At 64.9% G+C, this 24,010-nt stretch carries 26 protein-coding genes; 15 read left to right on the forward strand and 11 right to left on the reverse strand.

What is annotated here, in order from left to right; genetic code table 11:
* Window positions 1–4: 4 nt before the first annotated feature.
* From ccsA to ccmI, 7 genes are read left to right on the forward strand one after another with little or no spacing between them, the layout of a single operon-like run.
* Window positions 5–763 carry a cytochrome c biogenesis protein CcsA gene (gene ccsA, locus ALVIN_RS10845; RefSeq protein WP_012971369.1) on the forward strand — a complete coding sequence of 253 codons (759 nt, stop codon included), beginning with the start codon at window positions 5–7 and terminating at the stop codon, window positions 761–763.
* The gene (ccmD, locus tag ALVIN_RS10850) at window positions 760–930 is read left to right on the forward strand and encodes a heme exporter protein CcmD (RefSeq protein WP_012971370.1); all 171 of its coding nucleotides are present in this window, start codon (window positions 760–762) and stop codon (window positions 928–930) included. The genes ccsA and ccmD overlap by 4 nt, the downstream gene beginning before the upstream one ends.
* A 10-nt stretch (window positions 931–940) precedes the next feature.
* On the forward strand, window positions 941–1,423 hold the full coding sequence (gene ccmE, locus ALVIN_RS10855; RefSeq protein ID WP_012971371.1) for a cytochrome c maturation protein CcmE: 483 nt from the start codon (window positions 941–943) through the stop codon (window positions 1,421–1,423).
* Window positions 1,423–3,408 carry a heme lyase CcmF/NrfE family subunit gene (locus ALVIN_RS10860; RefSeq protein ID WP_012971372.1) on the forward strand — a complete coding sequence of 662 codons (1,986 nt, stop codon included), beginning with the start codon at window positions 1,423–1,425 and terminating at the stop codon, window positions 3,406–3,408. The genes ccmE and ALVIN_RS10860 overlap by 1 nt, the downstream gene beginning before the upstream one ends.
* A 10-nt stretch (window positions 3,409–3,418) precedes the next feature.
* Window positions 3,419–3,964 (forward strand): DsbE family thiol:disulfide interchange protein, encoded by a 546-nt coding sequence (locus ALVIN_RS10865; protein WP_012971373.1) that lies wholly within the window; start codon window positions 3,419–3,421, stop codon window positions 3,962–3,964.
* A complete protein-coding gene (locus tag ALVIN_RS10870) occupies window positions 3,961–4,455 on the forward strand; it encodes a cytochrome c-type biogenesis protein (protein WP_012971374.1) in 495 nt (164 codons plus the stop codon). Before ALVIN_RS10865 ends, ALVIN_RS10870 begins: the two co-directional genes overlap by 4 nt.
* A 10-nt stretch (window positions 4,456–4,465) precedes the next feature.
* Complete coding sequence (gene ccmI / locus ALVIN_RS10875) at window positions 4,466–5,812, forward strand: c-type cytochrome biogenesis protein CcmI (protein ID WP_012971375.1); 1,347 nt, start codon at window positions 4,466–4,468, stop codon at window positions 5,810–5,812.
* A gap of 62 nt (window positions 5,813–5,874) precedes the next feature.
* Here the strand turns inward: ccmI and ALVIN_RS10880 are convergent, their stop codons facing one another.
* Complete coding sequence (locus tag ALVIN_RS10880; RefSeq protein ID WP_012971376.1) at window positions 5,875–6,360, reverse strand: YbhB/YbcL family Raf kinase inhibitor-like protein; 486 nt, start codon at window positions 6,358–6,360, stop codon at window positions 5,875–5,877.
* A gap of 433 nt (window positions 6,361–6,793) precedes the next feature.
* On the opposite strand from ALVIN_RS10880, the gene fusA reads away from it, so the two are divergent.
* A complete protein-coding gene (fusA, locus tag ALVIN_RS10885; protein ID WP_012971377.1) occupies window positions 6,794–8,839 on the forward strand; it encodes an elongation factor G in 2,046 nt (681 codons plus the stop codon).
* Window positions 8,840–8,931: 92 nt separating this feature from the next.
* Here fusA and ALVIN_RS16660 read toward each other — a convergent pair whose 3' ends face one another.
* Entirely contained in the window at window positions 8,932–9,354 is a 423-nt protein-coding gene (locus tag ALVIN_RS16660) for a superinfection immunity protein (RefSeq protein WP_012971378.1), read from the reverse strand.
* Between the two features lie 186 nt (window positions 9,355–9,540).
* On the opposite strand from ALVIN_RS16660, the gene ALVIN_RS10895 reads away from it, so the two are divergent.
* Window positions 9,541–10,053 carry a cell wall hydrolase gene (locus ALVIN_RS10895; RefSeq protein ID WP_012971379.1) on the forward strand — a complete coding sequence of 171 codons (513 nt, stop codon included), beginning with the start codon at window positions 9,541–9,543 and terminating at the stop codon, window positions 10,051–10,053.
* 5 nt (window positions 10,054–10,058) lie between these two features.
* Here ALVIN_RS10895 and ALVIN_RS10900 read toward each other — a convergent pair whose 3' ends face one another.
* Together ALVIN_RS10900 and ALVIN_RS10905 are read right to left on the reverse strand one after the other, a co-directional pair.
* Window positions 10,059–10,652: a DedA family protein gene (locus tag ALVIN_RS10900; protein ID WP_223295208.1), complete on the reverse strand. Its 594-nt coding sequence runs from the start codon at window positions 10,650–10,652 to the stop codon at window positions 10,059–10,061.
* Window positions 10,653–10,686: 34 nt separating this feature from the next.
* Window positions 10,687–12,102, reverse strand: coding sequence for a sodium-dependent transporter (locus ALVIN_RS10905; protein ID WP_012971381.1), 1,416 nt, complete (start codon window positions 12,100–12,102; stop codon window positions 10,687–10,689).
* A 154-nt stretch (window positions 12,103–12,256) separates the two neighbouring features.
* On the opposite strand from ALVIN_RS10905, the gene ALVIN_RS10910 reads away from it, so the two are divergent.
* Complete coding sequence (locus ALVIN_RS10910; RefSeq protein WP_012971382.1) at window positions 12,257–13,318, forward strand: serine hydrolase; 1,062 nt, start codon at window positions 12,257–12,259, stop codon at window positions 13,316–13,318.
* A gap of 28 nt (window positions 13,319–13,346) precedes the next feature.
* Here ALVIN_RS10910 and rluB read toward each other — a convergent pair whose 3' ends face one another.
* The 7 genes from rluB to ALVIN_RS10945 are packed head-to-tail and all read right to left on the reverse strand — an operon-like array spanning window position 13,347 to window position 19,116.
* The gene (gene rluB / locus ALVIN_RS10915; protein ID WP_012971383.1) at window positions 13,347–14,246 is read right to left on the reverse strand and encodes a 23S rRNA pseudouridine(2605) synthase RluB; all 900 of its coding nucleotides are present in this window, start codon (window positions 14,244–14,246) and stop codon (window positions 13,347–13,349) included.
* Window positions 14,243–14,830, reverse strand: a complete 588-nt coding sequence (scpB, locus tag ALVIN_RS10920; RefSeq protein WP_012971384.1) for an SMC-Scp complex subunit ScpB — start codon at window positions 14,828–14,830, stop codon at window positions 14,243–14,245. Before scpB ends, rluB begins: the two co-directional genes overlap by 4 nt.
* The gene (locus ALVIN_RS10925) at window positions 14,827–15,666 is read right to left on the reverse strand and encodes a segregation and condensation protein A (protein WP_043796254.1); all 840 of its coding nucleotides are present in this window, start codon (window positions 15,664–15,666) and stop codon (window positions 14,827–14,829) included. The genes scpB and ALVIN_RS10925 overlap by 4 nt, the downstream gene beginning before the upstream one ends.
* A 40-nt stretch (window positions 15,667–15,706) precedes the next feature.
* The gene (locus ALVIN_RS10930) at window positions 15,707–16,924 is read right to left on the reverse strand and encodes a tryptophan--tRNA ligase (protein WP_012971386.1); all 1,218 of its coding nucleotides are present in this window, start codon (window positions 16,922–16,924) and stop codon (window positions 15,707–15,709) included.
* Between the two features lie 19 nt (window positions 16,925–16,943).
* The gene (locus tag ALVIN_RS10935; RefSeq protein WP_012971387.1) at window positions 16,944–17,615 is read right to left on the reverse strand and encodes a site-2 protease family protein; all 672 of its coding nucleotides are present in this window, start codon (window positions 17,613–17,615) and stop codon (window positions 16,944–16,946) included.
* Window positions 17,615–18,238: an L-threonylcarbamoyladenylate synthase gene (locus ALVIN_RS10940; RefSeq protein ID WP_012971388.1), complete on the reverse strand. Its 624-nt coding sequence runs from the start codon at window positions 18,236–18,238 to the stop codon at window positions 17,615–17,617. Before ALVIN_RS10940 ends, ALVIN_RS10935 begins: the two co-directional genes overlap by 1 nt.
* Before the next feature lie 17 nt (window positions 18,239–18,255).
* Window positions 18,256–19,116 carry a PHP domain-containing protein gene (locus ALVIN_RS10945; protein WP_012971389.1) on the reverse strand — a complete coding sequence of 287 codons (861 nt, stop codon included), beginning with the start codon at window positions 19,114–19,116 and terminating at the stop codon, window positions 18,256–18,258.
* 132 nt (window positions 19,117–19,248) lie between these two features.
* On the opposite strand from ALVIN_RS10945, the gene ALVIN_RS10950 reads away from it, so the two are divergent.
* From ALVIN_RS10950 to ALVIN_RS10970, 5 genes are all read left to right on the forward strand, one after another.
* Entirely contained in the window at window positions 19,249–19,995 is a 747-nt protein-coding gene (locus tag ALVIN_RS10950; RefSeq protein ID WP_012971390.1) for a hypothetical protein, read from the forward strand.
* Between the two features lie 50 nt (window positions 19,996–20,045).
* Window positions 20,046–20,354, forward strand: a complete 309-nt coding sequence (locus ALVIN_RS10955; protein ID WP_012971391.1) for a hypothetical protein — start codon at window positions 20,046–20,048, stop codon at window positions 20,352–20,354.
* An 11-nt stretch (window positions 20,355–20,365) separates the two neighbouring features.
* Entirely contained in the window at window positions 20,366–21,208 is an 843-nt protein-coding gene (locus ALVIN_RS10960; RefSeq protein WP_012971392.1) for an HDOD domain-containing protein, read from the forward strand.
* Between the two features lie 69 nt (window positions 21,209–21,277).
* On the forward strand, window positions 21,278–23,116 hold the full coding sequence (locus ALVIN_RS10965) for a putative bifunctional diguanylate cyclase/phosphodiesterase (RefSeq protein ID WP_223295209.1): 1,839 nt from the start codon (window positions 21,278–21,280) through the stop codon (window positions 23,114–23,116).
* Between the two features lie 225 nt (window positions 23,117–23,341).
* On the forward strand, window positions 23,342–23,929 hold the full coding sequence (locus tag ALVIN_RS10970) for a Tll0287-like domain-containing protein (protein ID WP_012971394.1): 588 nt from the start codon (window positions 23,342–23,344) through the stop codon (window positions 23,927–23,929).
* Window positions 23,930–24,010 lie beyond the last annotated feature (81 nt).

The following is a 24,010-nucleotide window of genomic DNA, read 5'->3' on the forward strand; positions in this document are numbered from 1 at the left end:
ACACATGACCCTGAACTGGTTCAAATTCGCCTCGCCCGCGACCTTCTATCCGCTCGCGGGCCGTCTCACCCGCCCCTTCTGGATCCTGACCGGCGTGCTGCTGGTGATCGGTCTCTACTGGGGCTTCTTCCAGACGGCCGATCAGCTCGGCGGCAGCAATCCGCAGAAGGAGTACTACCGCATCATCTTCATCCATGTCCCGGCGGCCTGGATGTCGATGTGGCTCTATATCGTGCTGGTGTTCTGGGCGGCGATCGGGCTGGTGTTCAACACCCGGCTGTCGTTCATGATGGCCAATGCTGTGGCGCCGACCGGCGCGGTCTTCACCTTTCTCGCACTCTGGACCGGCGCCTTCTGGGGTCGCCCGAGCTGGGGCACCTATTGGGACTGGGATCCGCGCCTGACCTCGGAACTGGTGCTGTTCTTCCTCTACATCGGCTATATCGCGCTGCACTCGGCGATCGACGACACCCGCCGCGCCGATCGCGCCTCGGCCCTGCTGGCGATCGTCGGTCTGGTCATGGTCCCGGTCATCTACTGGTCGATCAACTGCCCCGACCCGACACAGTGCGCGGCCCTGCACCAGCGTTCGGGTCTGGGCAAGATCGATAGCAACATCCTGTTTTCGATGCTGACCATGACGCTGGCGTTCTGGATGTACTCGTTCGCGACCAGCTTCATGCGACTGCGCTCGATCATCCTCACGCGCGAGGCCGAAGCGAGCTGGGTCCAGGAACTGCTGAACCGGGAGCAAGTACGATGAGCGATTTCTTTTCTCAGGGCGGTTACGCCTTCTTCGTCTGGGGCGCCTACGGCATGGTGGCGCTACTGTTGGTGGCCGAGGTGCTGCAATTGCGTCTCCAGCATCGAACCATTTTGGCGCGATTGGGTCGATTGGCCCGACTGTCCCAATCCTCGCGTCCGGAGTGAAATTCCCGATATGAAAGCACGACAGAAACGACTGGTCTTCGTCGGTCTGGCGATCCTGGGGATCGGCGCGGCCTCGACCCTGGCCATCACGGCGCTCAAGAGCAATCTCTCCTATTTCTTCAGCCCTTCGCAGGTCATCGCCAAGGAAGCACCGGCCGATCACGTCTTCCGGCTCGGCGGACTCGTCACCGAAGGTTCGTTGCAGCGCCAGGGCGAGGGTCTGACGGTCTATTTCGACGTGACCGACAATGCGTCGACCGTCAAGGTCGCTTATGAGGGCATCCTGCCCGATCTGTTCAAGGAAGGCTCGGGGGTGGTCGCCAAGGGCCGGCTGCGCCCGGATGGCGTGTTCCAGGCCGAGGAAGTCCTGGCCAAGCATGACGAGGAATACATGCCGCCCGAGGTCGCCAGCACGCTCCAGACCGCCCATGCCGAAGGCGTGGCCAACGCCGCCGCCAACCCAAGCCCAGCCAACAGTGGAGCGGCCAACTGATGGTGCCTGAACTCGGTCATTTCGCCCTGCTGCTGGCGCTGGTGCTGACGCTGGTCCAGGCCAGCGTGCCCCTGATCGGCAGCTTCACCGGCAATCGTGCCTGGATGGCCATGGCGCGTCCGCTGGCCTGGGGCCAGCTCACCTTCATCGGCATCGCTTTTCTCTGTCTGCTGATCGCCTTCCTGGACGACGACTTCTCGGTTCTCTATGTCGCGTCCAATTCCAACACCCTGATGCCGACGCTCTACAAGATCTCGGCCATCTGGGGCGCGCACGAAGGTTCGCTGCTGCTGTGGATCCTGATGCTCGCCGGCTGGGGCGCGGCGGTCGCGCAGTTCAGCCGCAACCTGCCGCTGCCGATGATCGCGCGCGTCATCTCGGTGCAGGCGATGATCGCCATCGGTTTCATGCTGTTCACGCTGCTGACCTCCAACCCCTTCGACCGCATCTTCCCGGCACCGCTCGAAGGCCGTGACCTCAATCCGCTGTTGCAGGATCCGGGGCTGGCCATCCATCCGCCGATGCTCTACATGGGCTACGTTGGCTTCTCGGTCGCCTTTGCGTTTGCCATCGCCGCGCTGATCGGCGGCAAGCTGGATGCGGCCTGGGCGCGCTGGTCGCGGCCCTGGACCACGGTCGCCTGGGTGTTCCTGACCATCGGCATCGCGCTCGGCTCCTGGTGGGCCTATTACGAACTCGGCTGGGGCGGCTGGTGGTTCTGGGATCCGGTCGAGAACGCCTCCTTCATGCCCTGGCTGGTCGGCACCGCGCTGATGCACTCGCTGGCCGTGACCGAGAAGCGCGCCGCCTTCAAGAACTGGACGGTGCTGCTGGCGATCTCGACCTTCTCGCTCTCCTTGCTCGGCACCTTCCTGGTGCGCTCGGGCGTGCTGACCTCGGTCCACGCCTTCGCCACCGACCCGACGCGCGGCAGCTTCATCCTGCTGTTCCTGTGCGTGGTCATCGGCGGTTCGCTCGCGCTCTATGCCTGGCGCGCGCCGACGATCTCCGGCGGCGGGCGCTTCGATCTGCTCTCGCGCGAGACCTTCCTGCTCATCAACAACCTGCTGCTGACCACGCTCGCGGTGCTGGTGCTGTTCGGTACGCTCGCCCCGCTGATCTACGAGGCGGCTGGCTGGGGCAAGATCTCGGTCGGCTTTCCCTGGTTCAACAAGATGTTCGTCGCCCTGTCGCCGCTGCTGATCCTGGCCACGGCCATCGGGCCGCATGTGCACTGGAAGCATGACGAAGCCTGGCGGCTGGTGCGCGCGCTCTGGATCGCGCTGGCGCTCGGGATCGCGGCCGTCCTCACCGTCTCGCTGCCGGGTATGTCCGCCGATCAGATGGCGACCGGATTCGGTGTCGGCATGGCGGTGTGGCTGGCTGCGTCTCATCTGGTCAGCCTGTTCGACCGGCTCAAGCACAAGGGCGGACTGCGCGGTCTCAAGGCCGATCTCACCGGCAACAGTCGCGGCTATTACGGCATGTGGCTGGCGCACATGGGACTGGCGGTCTTCATCGTCGGCGTGACCATGGTCTCGATCCACGGCGAAGAGACCGACGTGCGTATGTCGCCCGGCGCCAGCCACGAGGCCTCCGGCTATCGCTTCCAGTTCAACGGCGTGACCGCCATCCCCGGCCCCAACTATCAGGCGTTCCGGGGCGACTTCGTCGTCTATCGCGGTGAGCGCGAGATCGCCCGGCTCTATCCCGAGAAGCGCAAATATGTCTCAGGCGGGATGCCCATGACCGAGGCGGCCATCGACGCCGGGTTCCTGCGCGACATCTATATCTCGCTCGGCGAGCCGGTCGGCGTCCAGGGCGACTGGGCCTTGCGCCTCTATCACAAACCCTATGTGCGCTGGATCTGGCTCGGCTGCATCCTGATGGCCATCGGCGGCACGCTGGCCGCGACCGACCGGCGTTATCGTACCGTCCGCCAGACGGCAACCGTTCCGACCGACGTCGCTCTGGCCAAGGCTTGAAGGACCGATCATGAACACCTCTGCCAAACGCGCTCTCATCCCGCTCGGGATCTTTCTGGCCCTGGCCGCCCTGCTCTTCTACGGGCTGCAACTGGACCCGCGCAAAATCCCCTCGCCGCTGGTCGACAAACCGGCGCCTGAGTTCAGCCTGCCCGATCTCAAGGATCCCAACCAGACTCTGACCCGTGACATCCTCATCGGTCAGGTGTCGCTGGTGAACGTCTGGGCCTCCTGGTGCCCGTCCTGCCGCCAGGAACACGCCGAACTCATGCGTATCGCGCGCGAGCACGGTGTGCGCGTGATCGGCTTCAACTGGAAGGACACCCGGCCCGAGGCACTGGCCATGCTCCAGCGCTATGGCGATCCCTATACGGTCTCCCTCTATGACCCGGACAACAAGGCCGGGATCGACTGGGGCGTCTATGGCGCACCCGAGACCTTCATCGTCGACGCCGAGGGCATCATCCGTCACAAGCGGGTCGGGCCGATCGACGCCCAGGTCTGGGCCGAGGAGATCCAGCCCATCGTCGCGCGCTACCAAGGAGGCAAACCATGATCCGGACTCAGACCCAGTCGCTCGTGGCCGCGCTGACGCTGGCCGGCGCCCTGCTGACGACCGCTCCGGCTCACGCCTTCACCCTGGAAGAGTTCACCTTCGAGGATCCGGCGCGCACCCAGGAATTCCGCGATCTCACCAGCGAGCTGCGCTGTCTGGTCTGTCAGAACGAGTCGCTCGCCGGTTCGCAGGCCGGCGTCGCCCAGGATCTGCGCAAAGAGGTCTACCGCCTGATGCAGGAAGGCAAGAGCCGTCAGGAGGTCATCGACTTCCTGGTCGAACGCTATGGCGACTTCGTGCTCTATGAGCCGCCGCTCAAACCCTCGACCCTGGTGCTCTGGTTCGGCCCCTTCCTGTTCGTCGGTTTCGGCGCCTATCTGCTCGCGCGCACGCTCCAGCGCAAGAAGGCCGAACCCGAACAGGATCTGAGCGAGGCCGAACGCGCCCGACTGCAACAGCTACTCGCCAAGACCGGCGATCAACACGACTGACTCGAACCCCATGATCATCTTCTGGATTCTCGCCGGTATTCTGCTGGCCCTGTCGCTCGTCTTCGTGCTCGCGCCGCTGGTGCGCCCCACGCCGCCGGATACCGCGCCCGGTCAGGATCGACTCAACCTGGAAGTCTTCCAGCAGCGCCTGAAGGAACTCGACGCCGACCTGGAGGGCGGTTTTCTCGATCAGGCACAGTACGACGCCGCACGGCGCGATCTGGAGCGCGAGTTGCTCTACGATCTGGACGGTGCCGAGACGGCGGCGACCACCGAGCATTCGAGTTCCGCACTCAGCCGCTGGGCACTGGCACTGGTCCTGACCATCGTCGTTCCGGCCGCCACCGTACTGGCCTACCTAGAGATCGGCCGGACTGATCTGATCGACCAGCGCCAGACGGCCGCCATGGCGGACGGCGCCAACACCGAGGCCGCCTCGCTGGAAGAACTGGTCCAGCAGTTGGAAAAACGGCTCGAACAGGAACCGGCGAACATCGATGGCTGGATGATGCTCAGCCGTACCTATCTGGCCATGGGGCGACTCAACGCCGGCGCCAAGGCGATGGAGCGCGCCTATGCGCTCGCGCCCAATGAGGTCGAACTCAAGATCGCCTATGCCGAGGTGTTGGGACTCGCCGATCCCAACAAGAGCCTGCTGGGGCGTCCCGCCGAGCTGATCGCCGAGGCGCTGGCTCAGGAGCCGACCAATTCCAATGCCCGCTGGTTCTCGGGTCTGGTCGCGTTCCAGCGGGGCCAGTATCAGGCCGCCCGGACGACCTGGCAGAGCATCCTCGACGAACTCGCCCCGGAGAGCGAGGAAGCAGACAATCTCAGAAAGATGATGGACGAGGCGCTGCGTCGCGCTGGGATTCCAGCCGAGACCGCATCGGTCACACCAGGCGAAGCGGGTGAAACGACAGCCTCCGAAACCGAGGCTTCCGCATCCGCCACGCCCCAAGCCGACACGGCGGACACGCAGACAGAGAGCGAGGTGCCGGCTGCCACGTCACGAACGAGTCTGACCGTAGCGGTCAGCCTCGACCCGAGCGTCTCCGATCGCGTCTCACCCGACGATACGGTCTTCGTCTTCGCGCGTGCCGTTCAGGGGCCGCCGATGCCGCTGGCCGTACAGCGTCTCCAGGTCAAGGATCTGCCCGCCACTGTGACGCTCGACGACAGTCAGGCCATGAATCCGGCCCTGCGGCTGTCGGCCTTCGAGCAGGTTCAGGTCGGAGCACGGGTCTCGATGAGTGGCCAGGCCACGCCCCAGCCAGGCGACCTGTTCGGCGAATCGGAACCGGTTCAGCGTGATGCCGGGAGCAATGTCCGGATCCGCATCGATCGAGTGCGACCCTGAAGGCCAAAACGGGCGTACAGGACGCTGTGTCCTGGCGCCCGGCTTCGATCATCGAGTCCGGCTCAACCCGGGACGGACTTTTCGTAGGTGCCGACCAACTCGGCATGAGCCAGGATGTGGTCGTCCATCGCCAGCAGCAGATCGTCCTTGCCGGGTGTTCCCAGTGCCTCCGGCAGCCGCACATCCAATGCATAGAGCCGATGGAAATAGCGGTGACGTCCGATCGGTGGACAGGGTCCGCCATAACCCGTCCGCCCCCAGCTATTGATCCCCTCCCCCGCGCCTTCGGGCAATCCATGACGCGCCGTATCCTCGGGCAATCCTCCGCAATCCGGCGGGATGTTGTAGAGGATCCAGTGATCCCAGACCATGCGCGGCGCGGCCGGATCGGGCGCATCCGGGTCGTCGACGATCAACACCAGACTCTGGGTTCCCTCCGGCAGGTTCTCCCAGCTCAACGGCGGCGAGCAGTCTTCGCCCACGGAGGTGTAACGCGTTGGAATGGCTTCGCCATCGACGAAAGCGTCAGATTTGAGAACCAGTGCCATTTTTTGGCCTCCAGCGTTGTGCTAACGTTTGAACCAAGACAGGATCGAACCGCACCCCAAGGTGATTTCGGCACGATTCCACAGCGAACGATCCCCGTTTCGGGGCATGACAGGCCGTCACGGGTGTGCGGTTCGATCAACTCAGCGATCATCACGACCCTAGCTGTGCGTCCTTCGGCGGCCCGCCATATCGGCCGCCGCGTTTTATCTCTCTGCCGATCACCGGCGCCAGGACCGTCCCCTTGGTCCTCGACGAAGCCGCACGTTCGACCGTCCCCTTGATCTAGGGCAACTCCAGCGCGATTTCACCCCCAGTACGGCCTGAGCCCCACTCCGGTTGCAGTATACTTTCGATTCGTTCGGATGAACGTCCCTGGGCGCTGGTTCGCTCAAGCGCCCCGATTTCCACTCAAGCGCCACGACGGGATCCAAGATGTCTGACTACAATGCCGAGGACGTCCGCAACATCGCCCTGGTCGGTCACGCCGGCTCCGGAAAGACCACCCTGGTGGAGGCGCTGCTCGCGGCCACCGGCGTCATCAATGTGCCCGGCAACGTGACCAAGGGCACCACGGTCTGCGACTTCGACCCCATGGAAAAGGAGTTGCAGCACTCGCTCGACGCCGCCATCTCCAGCTTCACCACCAGCGGCAAGCACATCAATCTGATCGATACCCCCGGCTATCCCGATTTCCTCGGTCGCAGCCTCTCTGTATTGCCGGCGGTCGAGACCGCCGCCCTGGTCATCAATGCCCAGGCCGGCATCGAGTCCATGACCACGCGCCTGATGAAGGCGGCCGACAACCGGCATCTGTGCCGGCTGATCATCGTCAACCAGATCGATGCCGAGCAGATCGACCTGGAGCAGGTGACGGCCCAGATCCGCGAGACCTTCGGCCCCGAGTGTCTGCCGATCAACCTGCCGGCCGACGGCGGCAAGCGCGTCGTCGACTGCTTCTTCCAGCCCAGCGGCGGACCCACGGACTTCTCCTCGGTCGAGGAGGCGCACAGTCAGATCATTGATCAGGTGGTCGAGGTCGACGAGGATCTGATGGCGCTCTATCTGGAGCAGGGCCAGGAACTCCAGCCCGAGCAGCTCCACGATCCCTTCGAGGCGGCGCTGCGCGAGGCGCATCTGATGCCGATCTGCTATGTCTCGGCCCAGACTGGCGCCGGAATCCCGGAGCTGCTGGAGATCCTGGCGCGCCTGATGCCGAATCCGGCCGAGGGCAATCCACCGCCCTTCCTCAAGGGTGAGGGCGCAGCCATGGAGCCGGTGCGCGTCAGTCCCGATCCGAGCCAGCACGTCGTGGCCCATGTGTTCAAGATCCTCAACGACCCCTATCGCGGCAAGATCGGCATCTTCCGCGTCCATCAGGGGCGCATCACCCCGGCCAGCCAGCTCTTCGTCGGCGACGCGCGCAAGCCCTTCAAGGTCAGCCATCTCTATCGCGTACATGGCAATGATCTGATCGAGGTCGACGAGGGCGTACCGGGTGACATCCTGGCCGTCACCCGGGTCGAGGACATCCATTTCGACGCCGTGCTGCACGACTCGCACGACGAGGATCATTTCCATCTCACGACCATGGAGTGCCCGGTGCCGCTGTTCGGGTTGGCGATCAACACCACCAAGCGTGGCGACGAACAGAAGCTCACCGACGCGCTCAACAAGCTGCGCTCGGAAGATCCCTGCTTCCACATCGAGCACAACGCCAGTGCCAACGAGACCGTGGTGCGCGGACTCGGGGAGGCCCATCTCAAGGTGGTGCTGCGCCGGCTGACCGAGCAGTTCCATGTCGACGTCGAGACCCGGCCGCCGAGCATCCCCTATCGCGAGACCATCCTGGGTCAGGCCGAGGGCCATCATCGGCACAAAAAGCAAACCGGCGGCGCCGGCCAGTTCGGCGAGGTCTATCTGCGGGTCGAACCCAAGGCACGCGGGACGGGATTCGAGTTCGTCGATGCTGTGGTCGGCGGGGCCATTCCGGGCAACTTCATCCCCTCGATCGAAAAGGGTGTGCGTCAGGTACTGGAAGAAGGCGCTATCGCCGGTTATCCGCTCCAGGATCTAAAAGTCACCGTCTACGACGGCAAGTACCACTCGGTCGATTCCAAGGACATCGCCTTCGCCACGGCCGGGCGCAAAGCCTTCATCGAGGCCGTGCTCAAGGCCCAGCCGGTGATCCTGGAACCGATCGTCAAGATCCGCATCACGGCTCAGGACAGTGCCATGGGCGATCTGGCCGGAGATCTGTCGAACCGGCGCGGCCGCATCAACGGCAGTGAGTCCAAGAGCCGCGGGCGCGTGGTCATCGAGGGCGAGGTGCCGCTGGCCGAGCTGGAGGGGTATGACGCACGGCTCAAGTCGCTCACAGGCGGCGAAGGGACCTACAGCATCGAGTTGAGCCACTACGACCCGGTGCCGGGCAACATCCAGAAGCCGTTGATGGACGCCTATCAGCGCGCCGAGGATTGAGCGCTCCCCCCAGCCGCCTCCGAACCGGAGGCGTCGATCCATGGCTCAGACGCGTGCTGTGGCCATGGATCTCCAGCCGCCTGTTCCGCGCGCTAGGCGTGCGTGCCGAGCGCGCCGGTCTCTGGTGCCTGAGGTTCCGGTGAATCGCGATGACTCCGGGTCATCGACCAGAGCATCAGGCCGAGCCAGCCGATGATCGTCCAGCCGAGCAGGACGTTGAGCACACTGATGGCCACACGCCGACGGTGGCCCTGGTCGAACGCCAGCCAGGTCGGCAGCAGATAGAACAGGATCAGGAGCGCGGAGATGAACCATCCGCGAACGTCGATCGGATAGATGGCATCGACGGCCAGCAGCAGGAGCAGCCAGACCAGGACGAAGACGGGAATACCGCGTCTCAGACCGAGCCGGCGCAGATTCCCGACGAGTACCGGCGGAAGGCGTCGCTCGATGGCGGCGATCCAGGTACGAGAGTTTGAATTTTGAGCAGGGTTGGTCGCTTGGTGTCGATCCATACGGGGTCTCCGGGAGCAGAAAGATATCCGGCGCGAAGCATAGCCTGTAACCCGACCCTGATGCCAAGGCGGATGGGGCTACCCGATCTATCGCATCCGCGTTGAACCTAGGGATTTCCCTTATATCGAGTTTTGAAATACCATACCGGAAATCTTCCCGAGTATTTCATACACGAGAAAGCAAACATGCGAACGCTGTCCACGGTCTTGCTTGCCGCGATCGTCCCAACGCTCCTGACCGCATCACACACCACACCGCGTCTGATCGAAACACGACCGAGCGCCGAGACGAGAACCGAAATCGACCAGGATCTGCATTGTCTGGCCCTAAACATCTACCACGAAGCCCGCTCCGAGCCGGAATCCGGCCAGATCGCCGTCGCCCGCGTGACCCTGAACCGGGTCGAGTCAGAGGCCTTTCCCGAATCGATCTGCGGCGTCGTCAAACAGGGCAGCCAGAAGCGTCATCGCTGTCAATTCTCCTGGTGGTGTGACGGAAAGCCCGATGACCCCAAAGAACAAAAGGCCTGGAAGCGCTCTCTGGAGATCAGCCGCCGTGTCCTGGCCGACGAGGTTCCGGACCCGACCGACGGCGCGCTCTACTACCACACCGACTATGTCAGCCCCAAGTGGTCGCGACACCTCGAGCGCACCACACGCATCGGGCGCCATCTGTTCTATCGCCCCACCCAGAGTTAGTCGGCTCAGGCCGGCTGACGCCGACGGTTCCATACCACATATCCCAGCAACGTCAGCGCGACGAAGATCAGGGCCGCGACAGTCACCAACGGCAGGTTCTCACGGATGAGCGCCTCGTTGCCCCCGATGAAATAACCCAGCGCGATCAGCACCAGCGACCAGAGCCCGGCCCCGAACGCGGTGTAGAAGGCAAAGGTCGCGAGCCGCATCCGCGCCAGTCCGGCCGGAATCGAGATCAACTGCCGGATGCCTGGAATCAGACGCCCGGTGAAGGTCGAGATCGCCCCATGACGCGCGAAGAAAACGTCCGTCTTGTGCAGCACATCCGGGGCAATGAAGAAATAGCGTCCATAGCGCTCCAGGAAGGGGCGTCCTACCGCCAGCGCCAGCCCGTAATTGACGAAGGCGCCGATCAGACAGCCGACGATCGAGGCCAGCAGCACCAGGCTCGGATCCATCCGCCCCTGATGCGCCAGATAACCCGCCGGGATCAGTACCACCTCGCTCGGAAAGGGGATGAAGCTCGACTCGATGGCCATCAGCACCATCACACCCGTATACCCCCAGCCGTCGACCGCAGTCACCAGCCAGTCGATCATGTCATGCAACATCCGCTCATACCTCGCGCGCGGTTCAAATCAGTCCAATAGCGTTGAGAAAAACGATCACGACCAGCCAGGGCGAGACATAGCGTACCAGGAACCGCCAGGTGCGATACCCGACTCCATCCCCCATCCGCAGCTCGCCGCGCGAGGCGGCGCGCGACATCACCCAGCCGGCGAAGAGCGCGATCAACAGCCCGCCCAACGGCAGCAGGATGTTGGCCGTCAGATAATCCACGAGGTCGAACCAGGTCTTGCCAAAGAACTGGAAGGACTCGCCCGACCAGAGATTGAAAGACAGCACCGAGCCGACACCGAGCACCCAGGCCGGCGCCCCGACGGCGAGCGCTGCCGGAACACGTGCCATCCCCCGATTCTCGACCAGCCAGGCCACCGCCGGTTCGATGAGTGAGATCGCCGAGGTCCAGGCCGCGAACACCAGCAGCACGAAGAACAGCGTGCCGAACACCTGCCCACCCGGCATGGCCCCGAAAGCGATCGGCAGCGTCTGGAAGATCAGCCCCGGACCGGACGCCGGCTCCAGCCCGTTGGCGAAGACGATCGGGAAGATCGCCAGCCCTGCCAGCAGCGCCGCCGCCGTGTCGGCGGCCACGATGGTCAGGGTCGCACGCGCGATCGAGGCATTGCCCGGCATGTAGGAGCCATAGACCATGATTGCGCCCATGCCGAGACTCAGGGTGAAGAAGGCGTGCCCCAGGGCGATCAACAGCGGCTCGCCGGAGAAGCGGCACGACTTCACACCGGACTCCAGTAGTTCGCAATGCTGGAACACCTTGTCGAAGTCGGGGTTGAAGAGAAACGCCGCGCCGCGCGCGAAATCGCCTGCATACAGAGCGTAGAGCACCAGGACCACCAGTAGCGCGAAAAGCGCCGGCATCAGGATGGTCACGGCCCGCTCCAGGCCGCTGCGCACACCGCGTGCCACCACGGCCATGGTCATTACCATGAAGATGGTGTGCCAGGCGAGCATGGATTCGGGCGAATCCAGCAGGGCCCCGAACAGTGTCGAGACGCTCTCGGCGTTTGCGCCGGCGAAGAGTCCGGCGCCGGCGCGGAAGACATAGGCCAGCGCCCAGCCGGCGATCACGCTGTAATAGGACAGGATCAGGAAGCCCGTCAACACTCCAAGCCAGCCAAGCCAGCGCCAGGCCGGATGGGCCTTCTCGTCGGCCACCAGCGCGTGCATGGTATTGATCGGACTCTGGCGCCCACGCCGCCCGATCAGGATCTCGGCCATCATGATGGGCACGCCGATCAGGGCGATACAGATCAGATAGACCACGACGAAGGCACCGCCGCCGTTCTCGCCTGTGATATAGGGAAACTTCCAGATGTTGCCCAGACCGACCGCCGAGCCGACGGCGGCCAGGATGAAGACGAATCGCGACGACCATTGGCCGTGGATGGAACCGCGTATGTCCGGCATGGAGTGCGCGCCCTCGATGAATGGTTTCAATCGACCGAAAGCGCGCATTTTCCGCCAAGCGTATCGGAGTCACAAGGCACGCGCCGCGCCAGCCGCCAATCCCCTATGCAATAATTGCCATTTGACTCAAAACACTCTGAGGGACTTCACCGCCATGCCCAGGTTCCCCATCTTCCACTCCCGATCCGACCAGCGACGGCGATCGGGCGCCATCCGCGCGACACGCCTGCTGTTCACGGGTCCAATCATCCTGACCGGAGGCGCCTGCGCCAGCAACCAGTCACAGTCGGGCCAGGATCGCTCGACCCTGGCCCCCACGCCACCCAAGCCCTATGTCAATGCCTCCGCGCCTGTGAATCCATCGGGTTACGACTGGCGCAACATCGAGGGTACCCAGGACGGCTGGCAGCTGAACGAGCGTTCGAGCGAGTGGAGCAGACTCAACCGCGCGGCGCTGAATCTGCATTCGGTCAGCGCGATGATCGTCGACGAACGCGGTAACGTCCTGTACTCGAAGAATGCCCGCGCGGTCCGCCCCATCGCCTCCATCACCAAGTTGATGACGGCCATGGTGGTGCTGGATACGGGCGTCTCGCTCAAGACGCCGATCCGCATCGTCGAGGACGACCGCGACCGGCTCAAGAACAGCCGCTCGCGTCTGCGCATCAACGACACCGTGCTCTCGCGCCGCGAGATGATCATGGTCGCCATCATGTCTTCGGACAATCGCGCCGCCCACGCGCTCGGCCGCACGACCTTCCGCGGCGGCACTCCGGAATTCATTCAGGCCATGAACCGCAAGGCACGCGCGCTCGGGATGCGCAATACTCGATTCGTCGATTCTTCCGGCCTCGATCCGCGCAACCAGTCGACGGCCGAGGATCTGGTCAAGATGGTGCGCGCCGCCTCGAACTATCCGCTGCTCCATGAGATCACCGCGCTCGGCCAGATGACGCTGCGTCCCTTCTCCGATGGTACGGCACTGCAATATCGCAATACCAATCCCCTGGTGCGCAGCCCGGAGTGGACGGTGGAAGTCAGCAAGACCGGCTTCATCAACGAGGCCGGCCGCTGTCTGGTCATGCGGGCGCGTATCGACAATCGCAGCCTCTACATGGTCTTCCTGGGATCGAATGGCAAACTGAGTACCGTCGGCGATTCCAACCGGGTGCGTGATTGGATCCTGACCAGTAGCCGCACCACAGCCGCGCGTTGATCCAGGCCCGATTCGACGCCTGGCGGTTCTAGCGCGAACGCCGCCCCCACTTCAATCCTTCGCCCGATGAGGAGCCGTCATCGGGCTTGGGTCGCCGGGGCTTCGCCGCTCCAGGTGCGGGGCGGCGCAAGCGTGGGCGCTCCAGCACGCGCAGTCCGGCCAGGGCCATCAGCTCGGCGCGTTCCGCGTCGGTCAGCGGACGCCAGTTGCCGGGAAAGAGCCGTCGGCCCAGCTCGACATTGCCGTAACGGATGCGGATCAGTCGGCTGACGGTGCAGCCGGCGGCCTCCCAGAGTCGGCGCACCTCGCGATTGCGTCCCTCGCGCAGCACCACGTTGTACCAGTGATTGGCGCCGGTGCCGCCCTGGTCGGTGATGCGCTCGAACTTGGCCGGGCCGTCGTCCAGTTCGATCCCGGCGGTCAGACGCTCCAGGGTCTCGGGCGCGACCTCGCCCAGGATGCGCACCGAGTATTCGCGCTCAATCTCGCGCGAGGGGTGCATGAGCCGGTTGGCCAGCTCGCCGTCGGTGGTGAAGAGGATCAGACCCGAGGTATTGATGTCGAGCCGACCGACCGCGATCCAGCGCCCCTGCTTGGGTCGCGGCAGACGGCGGAAGACGGTCGGGCGTTCCTCGGGATCGCGGCGCGTGACCAGCTCGCCCTCGGGCTTGTGGTAGACGATGATCTGGGTCTCGGAATCGCGCTTGGGCTTGAGCGTGACATCGCGCCCGTCGACGCGGATACGGTCGGCGCGGGTGGCCTGATCGCCGAGCTTGGCGAGCTGGCCATTGACGCGCACCCGGCCCTCGCTGATCCAGCCCTCGATCTGGCGGCGCGAGCCGAGTCCGGCCTCGGCGAGCAGCTTCTGGAGCCGGACGGGTTCGTCGCCGGAGCCGGGACGACGGGGCGGCTGTCGATCGTTCTTCATGGAGTGTTCTCGGTCGGTTCGGACGTCGGCACGACGTTCGTAGATAGGAAATAAGACTCGGGATCGCGGATCTCGGACAGGGGCGGCAGCTCGTTGAGCGAACGCAGTCCGAAGTAATCCAGGAACCGGCGCGTGGTCGCATAGAGCGCCGGTCGGCCCGGCACGTCGCGATGGCCCACGACCCGCACCCATTCGCGTTCGGTGAGGGTCTTGATGATGTTGGTGCTCACGGCCACGCCGCGGATGTCCTCGATCTCACCGCGCGTGATCGGCTGACGGTAGGCGATCAGGGCCAGGGTCTCCAGCAGGGCGCGCGAATAGCGCGGCGCCTTCTCGTCCCACAGCCGTGCCACCCAGGGCGCCACGGACGCGCGTACCTGCACCCGATAGCCGCCCGCGACCTCGGCGATCTCGATGCCGCGTCCCGCGTAGTCGGCGATCAGTGCGCGGATACAGTCGAGGATGGCCGCGCGCTCGGGCCGTTCGTCCTCGCCAAAGAGGGCTAAGAGCTGGTCGATCGTCAGCGGACCGCCGGCGGCGATCAGCGCCCCCTCGACGATGGCTTTGAGCGGTTGGTCGGTCATGCGGTGGTCGCGGGCGAGGACTCGCGCAGTTTGACATGGATGGGGGCGAAGGACTCGGACTGCACCAGTTCGAGCACGCTCGACTTGATCAGTTCCAGCAGCGCCAGAAAGGTGACGACCACGCCCGGACGCCCTTCACTCGGGTCGAAGAGATCGGTCAGCCGCGCGAATCCGCCGCCGTTCAGACGTTCCAGCACCTGCGACATGCGCTCGCGCAGCGACAGCTGTTCCTTCTCGACCCTGTGGCTGGTGAAGAGTTCGGCGCGCGCCAGCACCTCGCGCAGTGCCGACAGCAGTTCGTGCAGCTCCACGTCCGGCGGCAGGCGCCGGATGAATCCGGGCGGCACAGCGGCCTCGACGACGAAGTGATCGCGCTCCAGCCGGGGCAGCGCGTCGAGATCGGCCGCCGCCTGCTTGAAGCGCTCGTACTCCTGGAGCCTTCGGACCAGATCGGCGCGTGGATCGGCGCCCTCCTCTTCGGCTTCCTGCGGCCGGGGCAGCAGCATCCGCGACTTGATCTCGGCCAGCATCGCGGCCATCAGCAGATACTCGGCCGCCAGCTCCAGACGCAGCTCGCGCATCAGCTCGACGTACTCCATGTACTGCTCCGTGATCTCGGCGATCGGGATGTCGAGGATGTCCAGATTCTGGCGCCGGATCAGATAGAGCAGCAGATCGAGCGGTCCCTCGAAGGTTTCGAGGAAGACCTCCAGCGCATCGGGCGGGATGTAGAGATCCTGGGGCAACGTCAGGAACGGCGCGCCCCGGACGATGGCCAGGGGCGGCTCCGGTCGCACATCCGCCGTCGAGAGATCCGGTTCGACAGCGGCGGCGATCCCCTCCGTTTCGCGCGGTGCGTTCAAGGCGCGGCGCGCGTCAGGACATCACCAGCGACATGGCGTGCCGGACCTCTTCCATGGTCTCGCGGGCCACATCGCGGGCTTTCTCGCAGCCTTCGTTGAGGATGCTGCGCACCAGATCGGGCTGCGCCTCGTACTCGCGCGCGCGCTCCTGGATCGGCGCCAGTTCGGCGAGCACCGCATCGACGATCGGCTGCTTGCATTCCAGGCAGCCGATCCCCGCCGAGCGGCAGCCCTGCTGCACCCATTCGTGCACCGAGCTGTCGGAATAGACCTGATGGAACTGCCACACCGGGCACTTATCGGGATCGCCCGGATCGGTGCGACGCACCCGCGCCGGATCGGTCGGCATGGTGCGCAGCGCCTTCTCGACCTCGGCCGGCGAGTCGCGCAGTGAAATCGTATTGTTGTAGGACTTGGACATCTTCTGTCCGTCCAGACCCGGCATCTTCGACGCCTTGGTCAGGAGCGCCTGCGGCTCGGGCAGGATGATGCGCCCGCCGCCCTCCAGATAGCCGAACAGCCGCTCGCGGTCGGACAGGGTGATGTTGCCCTGGCCTTCGAGCAGCGCGCGCGCCACCTCCAGCGCCTCCTGATCGCCCTGTTCCTGATAGCGCCGCCGCAGCTCGTCGAACAGCTTGGCGTTCTTCTTGCCCATCTTCTTCTTGGCTTCTTCGGCCTTGACCTCGAAGTCCGGCTCGCGCCCGAAGATGTGATTGAAACGCCGCGCCACTTCGCGCGTCAGCTCGACATGCGCGATCTGATCCTCACCGACCGGCACCTGACCGGCCTTGTAGATGAGGATGTCGGCGCTCTGGAGCAGCGGATAGCCGAGGAAGCCGTAGGTCGAGAGATCCATCTCCTTGAGCTTCTCCTGCTGATCCTTGTAGGTCGGCACCCGCTCCAGCCAGCCGAGCGGGGTGATCATGGACAGCAGCAGATGCAGCTCGGCGTGCTCGGGCACCCGCGATTGGACGAACAGCGTCGCCGAGCTGGGGTTGATGCCGGCGGCCAGCCAGTCGATCACCATGTCCCGCGCACTGTCGGGAATCCCGGCGGGGTCTTCATACTGGGTGGTGAGCGCGTGCCAGTCGGCGACGAAGAAGAAGCACTCGTACTCGTGCTGCAACTCCAGCCAGTTCTTGAGCACGCCGTGATAATGGCCGAGATGCAGCCGTCCGGTCGGACGCATGCCCGAGAGCACGCGCGCATGTTGATTTGAGACAGAAGCCAAGAGTCGATGACCTCGCGTGTCAGACGAAAAAGAGTTCCTTGACGATCCCGCTACCCGGCAGCAACCCGATGGTCCAGTGGACGACCGGGATCAGGATGGTTCCGAGCAGCCCGGTGACGAGCAGGATCAGCAGGATGATGAACCCAAAGGGTTCGAGCCGAGAGAACAGATAGGCCAATCGCGGCGGCAGCAGCGAATTGAGCACCCGCCCGCCGTCGAGCGGCAGCAACGGCACCAGATTCAGCACCATCAGGAAGACATTGATGAGCACGCCCGCCGCGCCCGTGTAGATCAGCGGCAGCGCGATCCACTGACTGACCGGATACAGCAGCAGCCCGGCCTGGATGATCAGCCCCCAGGCGAGCGCCATGATCAGATTCGCCCCCGGCCCGGCCACGGCCACCAGCGCCATGTCGCGTCGTGGATGATGCAGATTGCGCCAGTTCACCGGCACCGGCTTGGCCCAGCCGAACAGAAAGCCGGTGAAGAAGAACGCCAGCGCCGGCACCAGCAGCGTCCCGACCAGATCGACGTGACGTAGCGGATTGAAGGTCACGCGCCCGAGCCGCAGCGCGGTATGATCGCCGAGCTTGTTGGCGACCCAGCCGTGGGCGGCTTCGTGCACGGTGATGGCCAGCAGCACCGGCACGGCCAGCACCGCCAGCAGTTGCATGTGATTGAGCGCTTGCATCATTCCTCGAACAGTGAGGCGTCACCCTTGCCGCGACGCACCAGAGCCGGCGGATCGGCCGTCATGTCGACCACGGTCGTCGGCTCCAGACCGCAGAAGCCGCCGTCGATGATCAGATCCACGTGCTTGTCGAGCGCCTCGCGCATGTCATAGGGATCGGTCAGCGGCTCGTCGTGATCGGGCAGGATCAGCGTGGTGCTCAGGATCGGCTGATCGAGTTCGCCGAGCAGCGCGCGACAGATCTCATTGTCCGGCACCCGCAGACCGATCGCCTTGCGCTTTGGATGCAGCAGCCGGCGCGGCACCTGCTTGGTGGCTTCGTGGATGAAGGTATAGGCACCGGGCGTGAGCGACTTGAGCATCCGGTAGGCCTGATCGTCGATCTTGGCATAGCTGGCGATCTCGGAGAGATCGCGACAGACCAGGGTGAAGTTGTGCTTGTCGTCGAGTCGCCGGATACGCCGGATGCGCTCCATCGCCGATTTTTCGCCGATCTGACAGCCGAGCGCATAGGACGAGTCGGTCGGATAGACGATGACCCCGCCTTCGAGCAGGATCTCGACGGCACGGCGGATCAGCCGCGGCTGCGGATTGTCGGGATGGATCTGGAAGAACTGCGCCATGAAAGGTTCTCGGTTCGCTAACCGCAGGCCATCCGTGGCTCGGATTCGGGCCAGTCGCGCCAGATGGGCACACAGCCCTCCGGCAACGGCGGCAGCCGACCGAGTTCGAGCCAGGGATTCTCGGGTCCATGATAATCGGAACCCGCCGAGGCGCGCAGACGCTGCTCGCGCGCATGACGGGCGAAGGTGAAGGCTTCGTCGCGACTGTGACTGCCGGTGACGACCTCGACGCCGACGCCGCCCAGCTCGCGGAACTCGCCGAGCAGCCGCTGCATCCGGGTGCGCGTCAGACCATAGCGGGCCGGATGGGCGATCACCGCCTCGCCGCCGGCGCTGCGAATCCAGCCGAGCGCGTCCTCAAGGCTTGCCCAGTCGCCCGGCACATGACCCGGCTTGCCGCGCGTGAGGAAGTGCCGGAAGACCTCGTTGGTATCGGCGGCCCGCCGCTGCTTGACCAGCAAACGCGCGAAATGGGTGCGACCGACGAGACGCCCCTTGGCCAGCGCCCGCGCGCCCGCGCAGGCGTCCTCGATGCCGTGCTTGGCCAGCCGCCGTCCGATCTCCTCGGCCCGCCAGGCGCGAAACTCCATCAGCCGTGCCAGACCTGCCTGAAGGTCGCTGTTGGCTGGATCGAGCCGCAAGCCCACCACATGCACCGTGAGCGTGTTCCAGGTGACGGAGATCTCGACGCCTGGAATCAGGGTCAGACCCAGGTCGTCTGCGGCCCGCCCGGCTTCGGCCAGACCGTCGGTATTGTCGTGATCGGTGAGCGCCAGCACCTGCACCCCCGCCGCACCGGCGCGCACCACCAGCTCCGTCGGCGTGAGCGTACCGTCGGAAGCGGTCGAATGCGTATGCAGATCAGGGATGGGAGGCATCGGCCTAGTTTAACCGAATGGCGACCTCGGCGTGCGATCGAGCGCGAGACGGATACCAGCACGATTGCTATGCTTCCGGGATCCACGGACCACTCCCACTCCGGGACGGGTCGACGCACAGGCCGGACACCCATGCTGCCACCGATCGACATCAGCCATATCGTGCAGCGTCTCGACGAACTCGGCGAGGAACTCCAGCGCATCAGCGACGAATCGCCCGAACCCGTCGAACCGACGCCACGGGCGTTGCTTGCCGGACTCGAACGCCTGCTCGACGTCCTGCACGCGGCCGACGGGGGATCATGCACCGACTTCGCGCGCCAGATCCAGCAGGCGACCGGCTCGGACCCCGAGTTCATCCTGGAGCACGGACTGCGCCTGATCGTCCAGCTCACCGAACTGGCCCAGCGGCTCAACCTGCCGACTCAGGCCCAGGCGCTGGAACGGCTCGCCCTGCCGCTCAGTGTCTGGATGCTGCGTCGTGGCTGCGAGCTGCCGCATCCCGAACCCGTGGTCAACGCACTCGCCCGGCTCGCCAACGGTCTGCGCCAGCCCGAGGACTTGCTCGAACTCCATGGGCTGATGAACGAAATCATGGATGCCATCGGCATCGAACGCGCCCTGGAGCTGGAGAGCGACAATCCGGCCCGCCCCTGGCGTGTGCTCCTGATCAACCGTGCCATCGTCGCCACCCGCACCCGCCGGCCGGCCTTGATGGAAGCGGCCTTCCAGACCATCGTCGAGCACCTGCCCGAGGAGGCGCCCGACTTCTTTCGCGAGGGCATGGGTCAGATGGAGACGCTCGACTATCCCCCCCAGGCGCGCGAGGTCATGCAGCGCTATTTCGAGATCTGGTGCTCGGCACAGCGTCTACACTAAATCGCATGATGTAGAATGCGCCAATCGACGACGACAGCGGACAGCCTCTCATGCGCCTCGCGGAGATCCAACCCGGAATGCGGCTCGCCAAGGACGTTCACGATCCTCATGGTCAGATCCTGATCCGTGCCGGCGTCGTCCTGGGCGAGCGCCAGATCCGGGCACTGAGGTCGTGGGGCGTGGTCGAGGTCGGCATCGCGCCGGACGAGAGCGCGACGGATCCAGGGGGCCGCGATCCCAAGGCCATCGCCGAGATCCGCCATTCGATCGACATGCAATTCGGCCTGAGCAATCGCGATCATCCGGTGATCCAGGCTCTGCACACGCTATGCCTGGATCGGGCGCTCGACAGGCTCTAAGGGGGCCGGACGTGGACACTGACCGCCTCATCGAGCGACTCGGCGAGCTGCCCTCCCTCCCGGCTGTCTATCATCGCGTGCGCGAGGCCATCGAGACCCCGGACGGCTCGCTGGAAACAGTGGCCCGCCTCATCGAGTCCGACCCGTCCATGAGTACGTGCGTGCTGCGTGTCGCCAACAGCCCGTTCTATGGACTGGCGACCAGGGTCGACAACATCCTCCGGGCGCTGACGCTCATCGGCGCGACCGCGACCCACAATCTGGTGCTGGCCACAGCTCTGCTGACGGTATTCCGTGATCTGCCGCTCGGCGCCGTCTCCATGCGTTCGTTCTGGGAGCATGGCCTCGCCTGCGCCGCAGCGGCCCGTCTGATTGCCTGCCAGGGAGGCCGGGCCAATCCGGAAGACGCCTATCTGGCCGGACTGCTGCACGACATCGGGCGTCTGCCGCTCTACATCCTCGAACCCCTCGACATGGGCGCCGCCCTGCAGGCGCATCGAGAACGCCAGGGCCATCTACACGACCTGGAGCAGCAATACCTGGGTATCGACCACACCGAACTCGGCGCCATCCTGCTCGCACACTGGCAGCTGCCAGAGGTCTTCTGTTCGGCCGTCTCCAATCACCATGCCCCCTGGCGCGCGTCGAGCTCCAGTCCCGAGACCGCTGTCGTGCATGTCGCCGACCTGATCGCCAACAGCCTCAGACTCGGCACCAGCGGCACACGCTGGGTTCCGGTGCTCGACGATGGAGCCTGGCGCCTGACGGGACTCGACATCGCACAGCTGCCCGCCATACTCGAAACGACCGTCACGGCCACGCGTGATCTCGCCTCGGCCTTCATGGAGCCCTGAATGAAGCCGGCTCCCCCCCCCAGGTCCCTATCTCCGGCCGAGTCAGTCGACGAACTCCCGTCAGGCACCTTGCCGAGACTCCATCCACTGACACTCAACGTCCTGCGCGAAGTCATCGCGCGTCTGCACAGCTGTCGCTCGCTCTCCGAATTGCTCGCCGGCATCGAGCGCGGTGCGCGGCTGCTCCTGCCGACGACTCAGATGGCCGTTCTGCTGCGCCAGCCGGACGCCTGTCTCGAGATCGTCCATTGCGCGCCGCACACGGCGACGGACAGTCTGGGTGCCCTCGTCGACGACCTCATCGATCGCGGCCATTTCGGTCAGGCGCTCAAGCAGGGGTTCGTCTGGGCGAGCGCCGGCCCCGATCGAACCTGCCTGTTGTCGCGGATCTCGACCGCCAGTCGCATCCATGGCCTGGTGCTCTGGGTCGACCCGGCACTCTCGCCTCCTTGGCACCAGACCCTGGGCGCCCTGACGGATCTGATCGGACTGGGTCTCGAACGGCTGAACGACGATGCCGAGGCCGTCCTGCTCCCGCGACCGGCGACCAGCGCCAGATCGCGTCCGGCCCTCGATATCGCCATTCCAGTCGATCGGCTCACTGGATTGGCCCATCGGACCCACTTCATGCGATTCCTCCAGCGAGCGATCCTCGACAGTGCCCCGCAGCTGTCGGTGGCCACACTGCTGCTCGACGTCGATGGCTTTCATCGCGTCAACCGCGAATTGAGCTACGAGACCGGCGATCAGATACTGTGCGAGCTGGCCGCCCGGCTCAATGGTGCACTACAGTCCCAATCGGCGTGTGACAGCCTGGGCGTCGCCGAGCGCGACATCTGCTTCGCCCGCACCGGCGCCGACGAATTCGGGATCGCGCTGGCGCGGGTGCACCACCCCCAGCGGCTGGTTGAGCTCGCCGCCCAGCTGCACAGCCACATCGCGGCGGGTTTCCAGCAGCAGGGTTCGCGACTCCATCTGTCGGTCAGCATCGGCATCGCCGTCGCGAGCGGACTCGCCGAGAGCACCAGCGCCCAGGATCTGATGCGCAATGCCGACGCGGCGCTCAAACGCGCCAAGCAGGCTGGACGCAACCGGCACGTACTCTACGAGCCCAGTTGGGAGTCCTCAGGAACACACCATCTGCGCACCGAGTCGCTACTCCAGGAGGCGCTGCGTCAGGATACGTTCAACCTGCATTTCCAGCCTCAGTTCGAGCTGGCGACCGGGCGTCTGGCCGGCGCCGAGGTACTGCTGCGGCTCACGCTCGGTGATGGCACGCCGCTCTCGCCGGCGAGCTTCATCCCGGTCGCCGAGAGCACGGGGCAGATCATCGAGATCGGCGAATGGGTGCTGCGCCGCGCTTGCCGACAACTCCGGGCCTGGGATGCACTGGGATTGGCGCGGATTCCGCTCGCCATCAATGTCTCGGCGATCGAATTGAGCCAGCCCGACCTGAGCATACGTCTCCAGTCGATCCTGGAGCAGGAGGGCATCGGGATGGAGCGCCTGCATCTGGAGATCACCGAAACGGCCATCGCCCACAACGAGGGCCAGACCATCGCCAACCTCAAGACACTGCGCGCGGCAGGATTCGAGATCTGGATCGACGACTTCGGCACCGGCTATTCGTCGCTGAAGTCGATCAAGAATTACCCGGCGAGCGGAATCAAGCTGGATCGCGAATTCGTGAAGGATCTGAGCGAGGATCATGGCGCACGCGTGGTCGCCGCCGCGATTCTCGATCTGGCGTGGAATCTGGGCTATCCGGTCGTCGCCGAGGGGATCGAAGACGCCGCGCAGTGTGCGCTGCTGCGCGGGCAGGGTTGCGACATCGGTCAGGGATTCCATCTCGGGCACCCGGTCGATGCCCTGGAGTTCCAGCGGCTCTATCTGTCCGAGGCGACGTAACCCGGCGCACGGAGCGCGATGAGCCGGCGCGTAAGGATTGTCCGCGAGCCGGGGTGACGCCCGACTCAAGCCCGATGCCGTCAATGACCTCGCCATGTCGAACGGCTGGCGCTGGTGGTGCTCCACACCCAGATCCATCAAGGACGGCCGGGCTTGATCCTGGCAGACTCATGGCCGATCCTAACTTCAGCATCACACGACTGCACACACGAGAGGACGAGACACATGCATGCCACCGCACGCCCGATCCTGATCGCCACCGGCCTGAGCCTGCTGACGAGCCTGACGCTGGCCCACGCCTCAGCCGATGACCCCATGACCGAGGAAGCCAAGGAGCTCATCCAGGAATTCGCCGGACAGTTGCAGTCCGAACTCAAGGCGGCGATCCAGACCGGCGGCCCCGTCCAGGCGATCTCCGTCTGCAAGGATCGCGCACCGGCCATCGCCGCCGAGCTGTCCGAATCCAGCGGCTGGGAGGTGGGACGTGTCAGTCTCAAGATGCGTAACACGACACTCGGGACACCGGACGCCTGGGAGACCCGGGTGCTCGAATCCTTCGAGACCCGTCTGGCCAATGGCCAGCCCGTCGATACCCTGAGCCAGGCCGAGGTGGTCGAGGACGATCAGGGACGGGCGTTCCGTTTCATGAAAGCGATCCCAACGCAGGAGGTCTGTCTGGCCTGTCATGGCAAGACCATTGCCGAGCCGGTCGCTCAGGCGCTCGACGCGCACTATCCGAACGACCGCGCGCGCGGCTTCGAGGTCGGCGACATTCGCGGCGCTTTCACGCTGTCCAAACCACTGACCGAGTGAACCAGTGCCTGGTATCGATCCAGCGGCGCGGTCGTCACTGACGAACGGCGATCGGGCCGCCTGATTCATCGAGGGGTAGAG

This window comes from Allochromatium vinosum DSM 180 (assembly GCF_000025485.1).
GTDB classification, from domain to species: Bacteria; Pseudomonadota; Gammaproteobacteria; order Chromatiales; family Chromatiaceae; genus Thermochromatium; species Thermochromatium vinosum.

Excerpts from the sequence above, each read along its gene's own strand:
- ALVIN_RS10940 (WP_012971388.1), bottom strand. The coding sequence starts at position 18,238 with ATGGCGCAGTTCTTCCAGATCCATCCCGACAATCCGCAGCCGCGGCTG.
- fusA (WP_012971377.1), top strand. The coding sequence starts at position 6,794 with ATGTCTGACTACAATGCCGAGGACGTCCGCAACATCGCCCTGGTCGGT.
- ALVIN_RS10955 (WP_012971391.1), top strand. The coding sequence starts at position 20,046 with ATGCGCCTCGCGGAGATCCAACCCGGAATGCGGCTCGCCAAGGACGTT.
- ALVIN_RS10905 (WP_012971381.1), bottom strand. The coding sequence starts at position 12,102 with ATGCCGGACATACGCGGTTCCATCCACGGCCAATGGTCGTCGCGATTC.
- ALVIN_RS10945 (WP_012971389.1), bottom strand. The coding sequence starts at position 19,116 with ATGCCTCCCATCCCTGATCTGCATACGCATTCGACCGCTTCCGACGGT.
- ccmI (WP_012971375.1), top strand. The coding sequence starts at position 4,466 with ATGATCATCTTCTGGATTCTCGCCGGTATTCTGCTGGCCCTGTCGCTC.
- ALVIN_RS10950 (WP_012971390.1), top strand. The coding sequence starts at position 19,249 with ATGCTGCCACCGATCGACATCAGCCATATCGTGCAGCGTCTCGACGAA.
- ALVIN_RS10880 (WP_012971376.1), bottom strand. The coding sequence starts at position 6,360 with ATGGCACTGGTTCTCAAATCTGACGCTTTCGTCGATGGCGAAGCCATT.
- ALVIN_RS10870 (WP_012971374.1), top strand. The coding sequence starts at position 3,961 with ATGATCCGGACTCAGACCCAGTCGCTCGTGGCCGCGCTGACGCTGGCC.
- ccsA (WP_012971369.1), top strand. The coding sequence starts at position 5 with ATGACCCTGAACTGGTTCAAATTCGCCTCGCCCGCGACCTTCTATCCG.
- scpB (WP_012971384.1), bottom strand. The coding sequence starts at position 14,830 with ATGACCGACCAACCGCTCAAAGCCATCGTCGAGGGGGCGCTGATCGCC.
- ALVIN_RS10910 (WP_012971382.1), top strand. The coding sequence starts at position 12,257 with ATGCCCAGGTTCCCCATCTTCCACTCCCGATCCGACCAGCGACGGCGA.
- rluB (WP_012971383.1), bottom strand. The coding sequence starts at position 14,246 with ATGAAGAACGATCGACAGCCGCCCCGTCGTCCCGGCTCCGGCGACGAA.
- ALVIN_RS16660 (WP_012971378.1), bottom strand. The coding sequence starts at position 9,354 with ATGGATCGACACCAAGCGACCAACCCTGCTCAAAATTCAAACTCTCGT.
- ALVIN_RS10865 (WP_012971373.1), top strand. The coding sequence starts at position 3,419 with ATGAACACCTCTGCCAAACGCGCTCTCATCCCGCTCGGGATCTTTCTG.
- ccmE (WP_012971371.1), top strand. The coding sequence starts at position 941 with ATGAAAGCACGACAGAAACGACTGGTCTTCGTCGGTCTGGCGATCCTG.
- ALVIN_RS10935 (WP_012971387.1), bottom strand. The coding sequence starts at position 17,615 with ATGCAAGCGCTCAATCACATGCAACTGCTGGCGGTGCTGGCCGTGCCG.
- ALVIN_RS10900 (WP_223295208.1), bottom strand. The coding sequence starts at position 10,652 with ATGATCGACTGGCTGGTGACTGCGGTCGACGGCTGGGGGTATACGGGT.
- ALVIN_RS10895 (WP_012971379.1), top strand. The coding sequence starts at position 9,541 with ATGCGAACGCTGTCCACGGTCTTGCTTGCCGCGATCGTCCCAACGCTC.
- ALVIN_RS10970 (WP_012971394.1), top strand. The coding sequence starts at position 23,342 with ATGCATGCCACCGCACGCCCGATCCTGATCGCCACCGGCCTGAGCCTG.
- ccmD (WP_012971370.1), top strand. The coding sequence starts at position 760 with ATGAGCGATTTCTTTTCTCAGGGCGGTTACGCCTTCTTCGTCTGGGGC.
- ALVIN_RS10860 (WP_012971372.1), top strand. The coding sequence starts at position 1,423 with ATGGTGCCTGAACTCGGTCATTTCGCCCTGCTGCTGGCGCTGGTGCTG.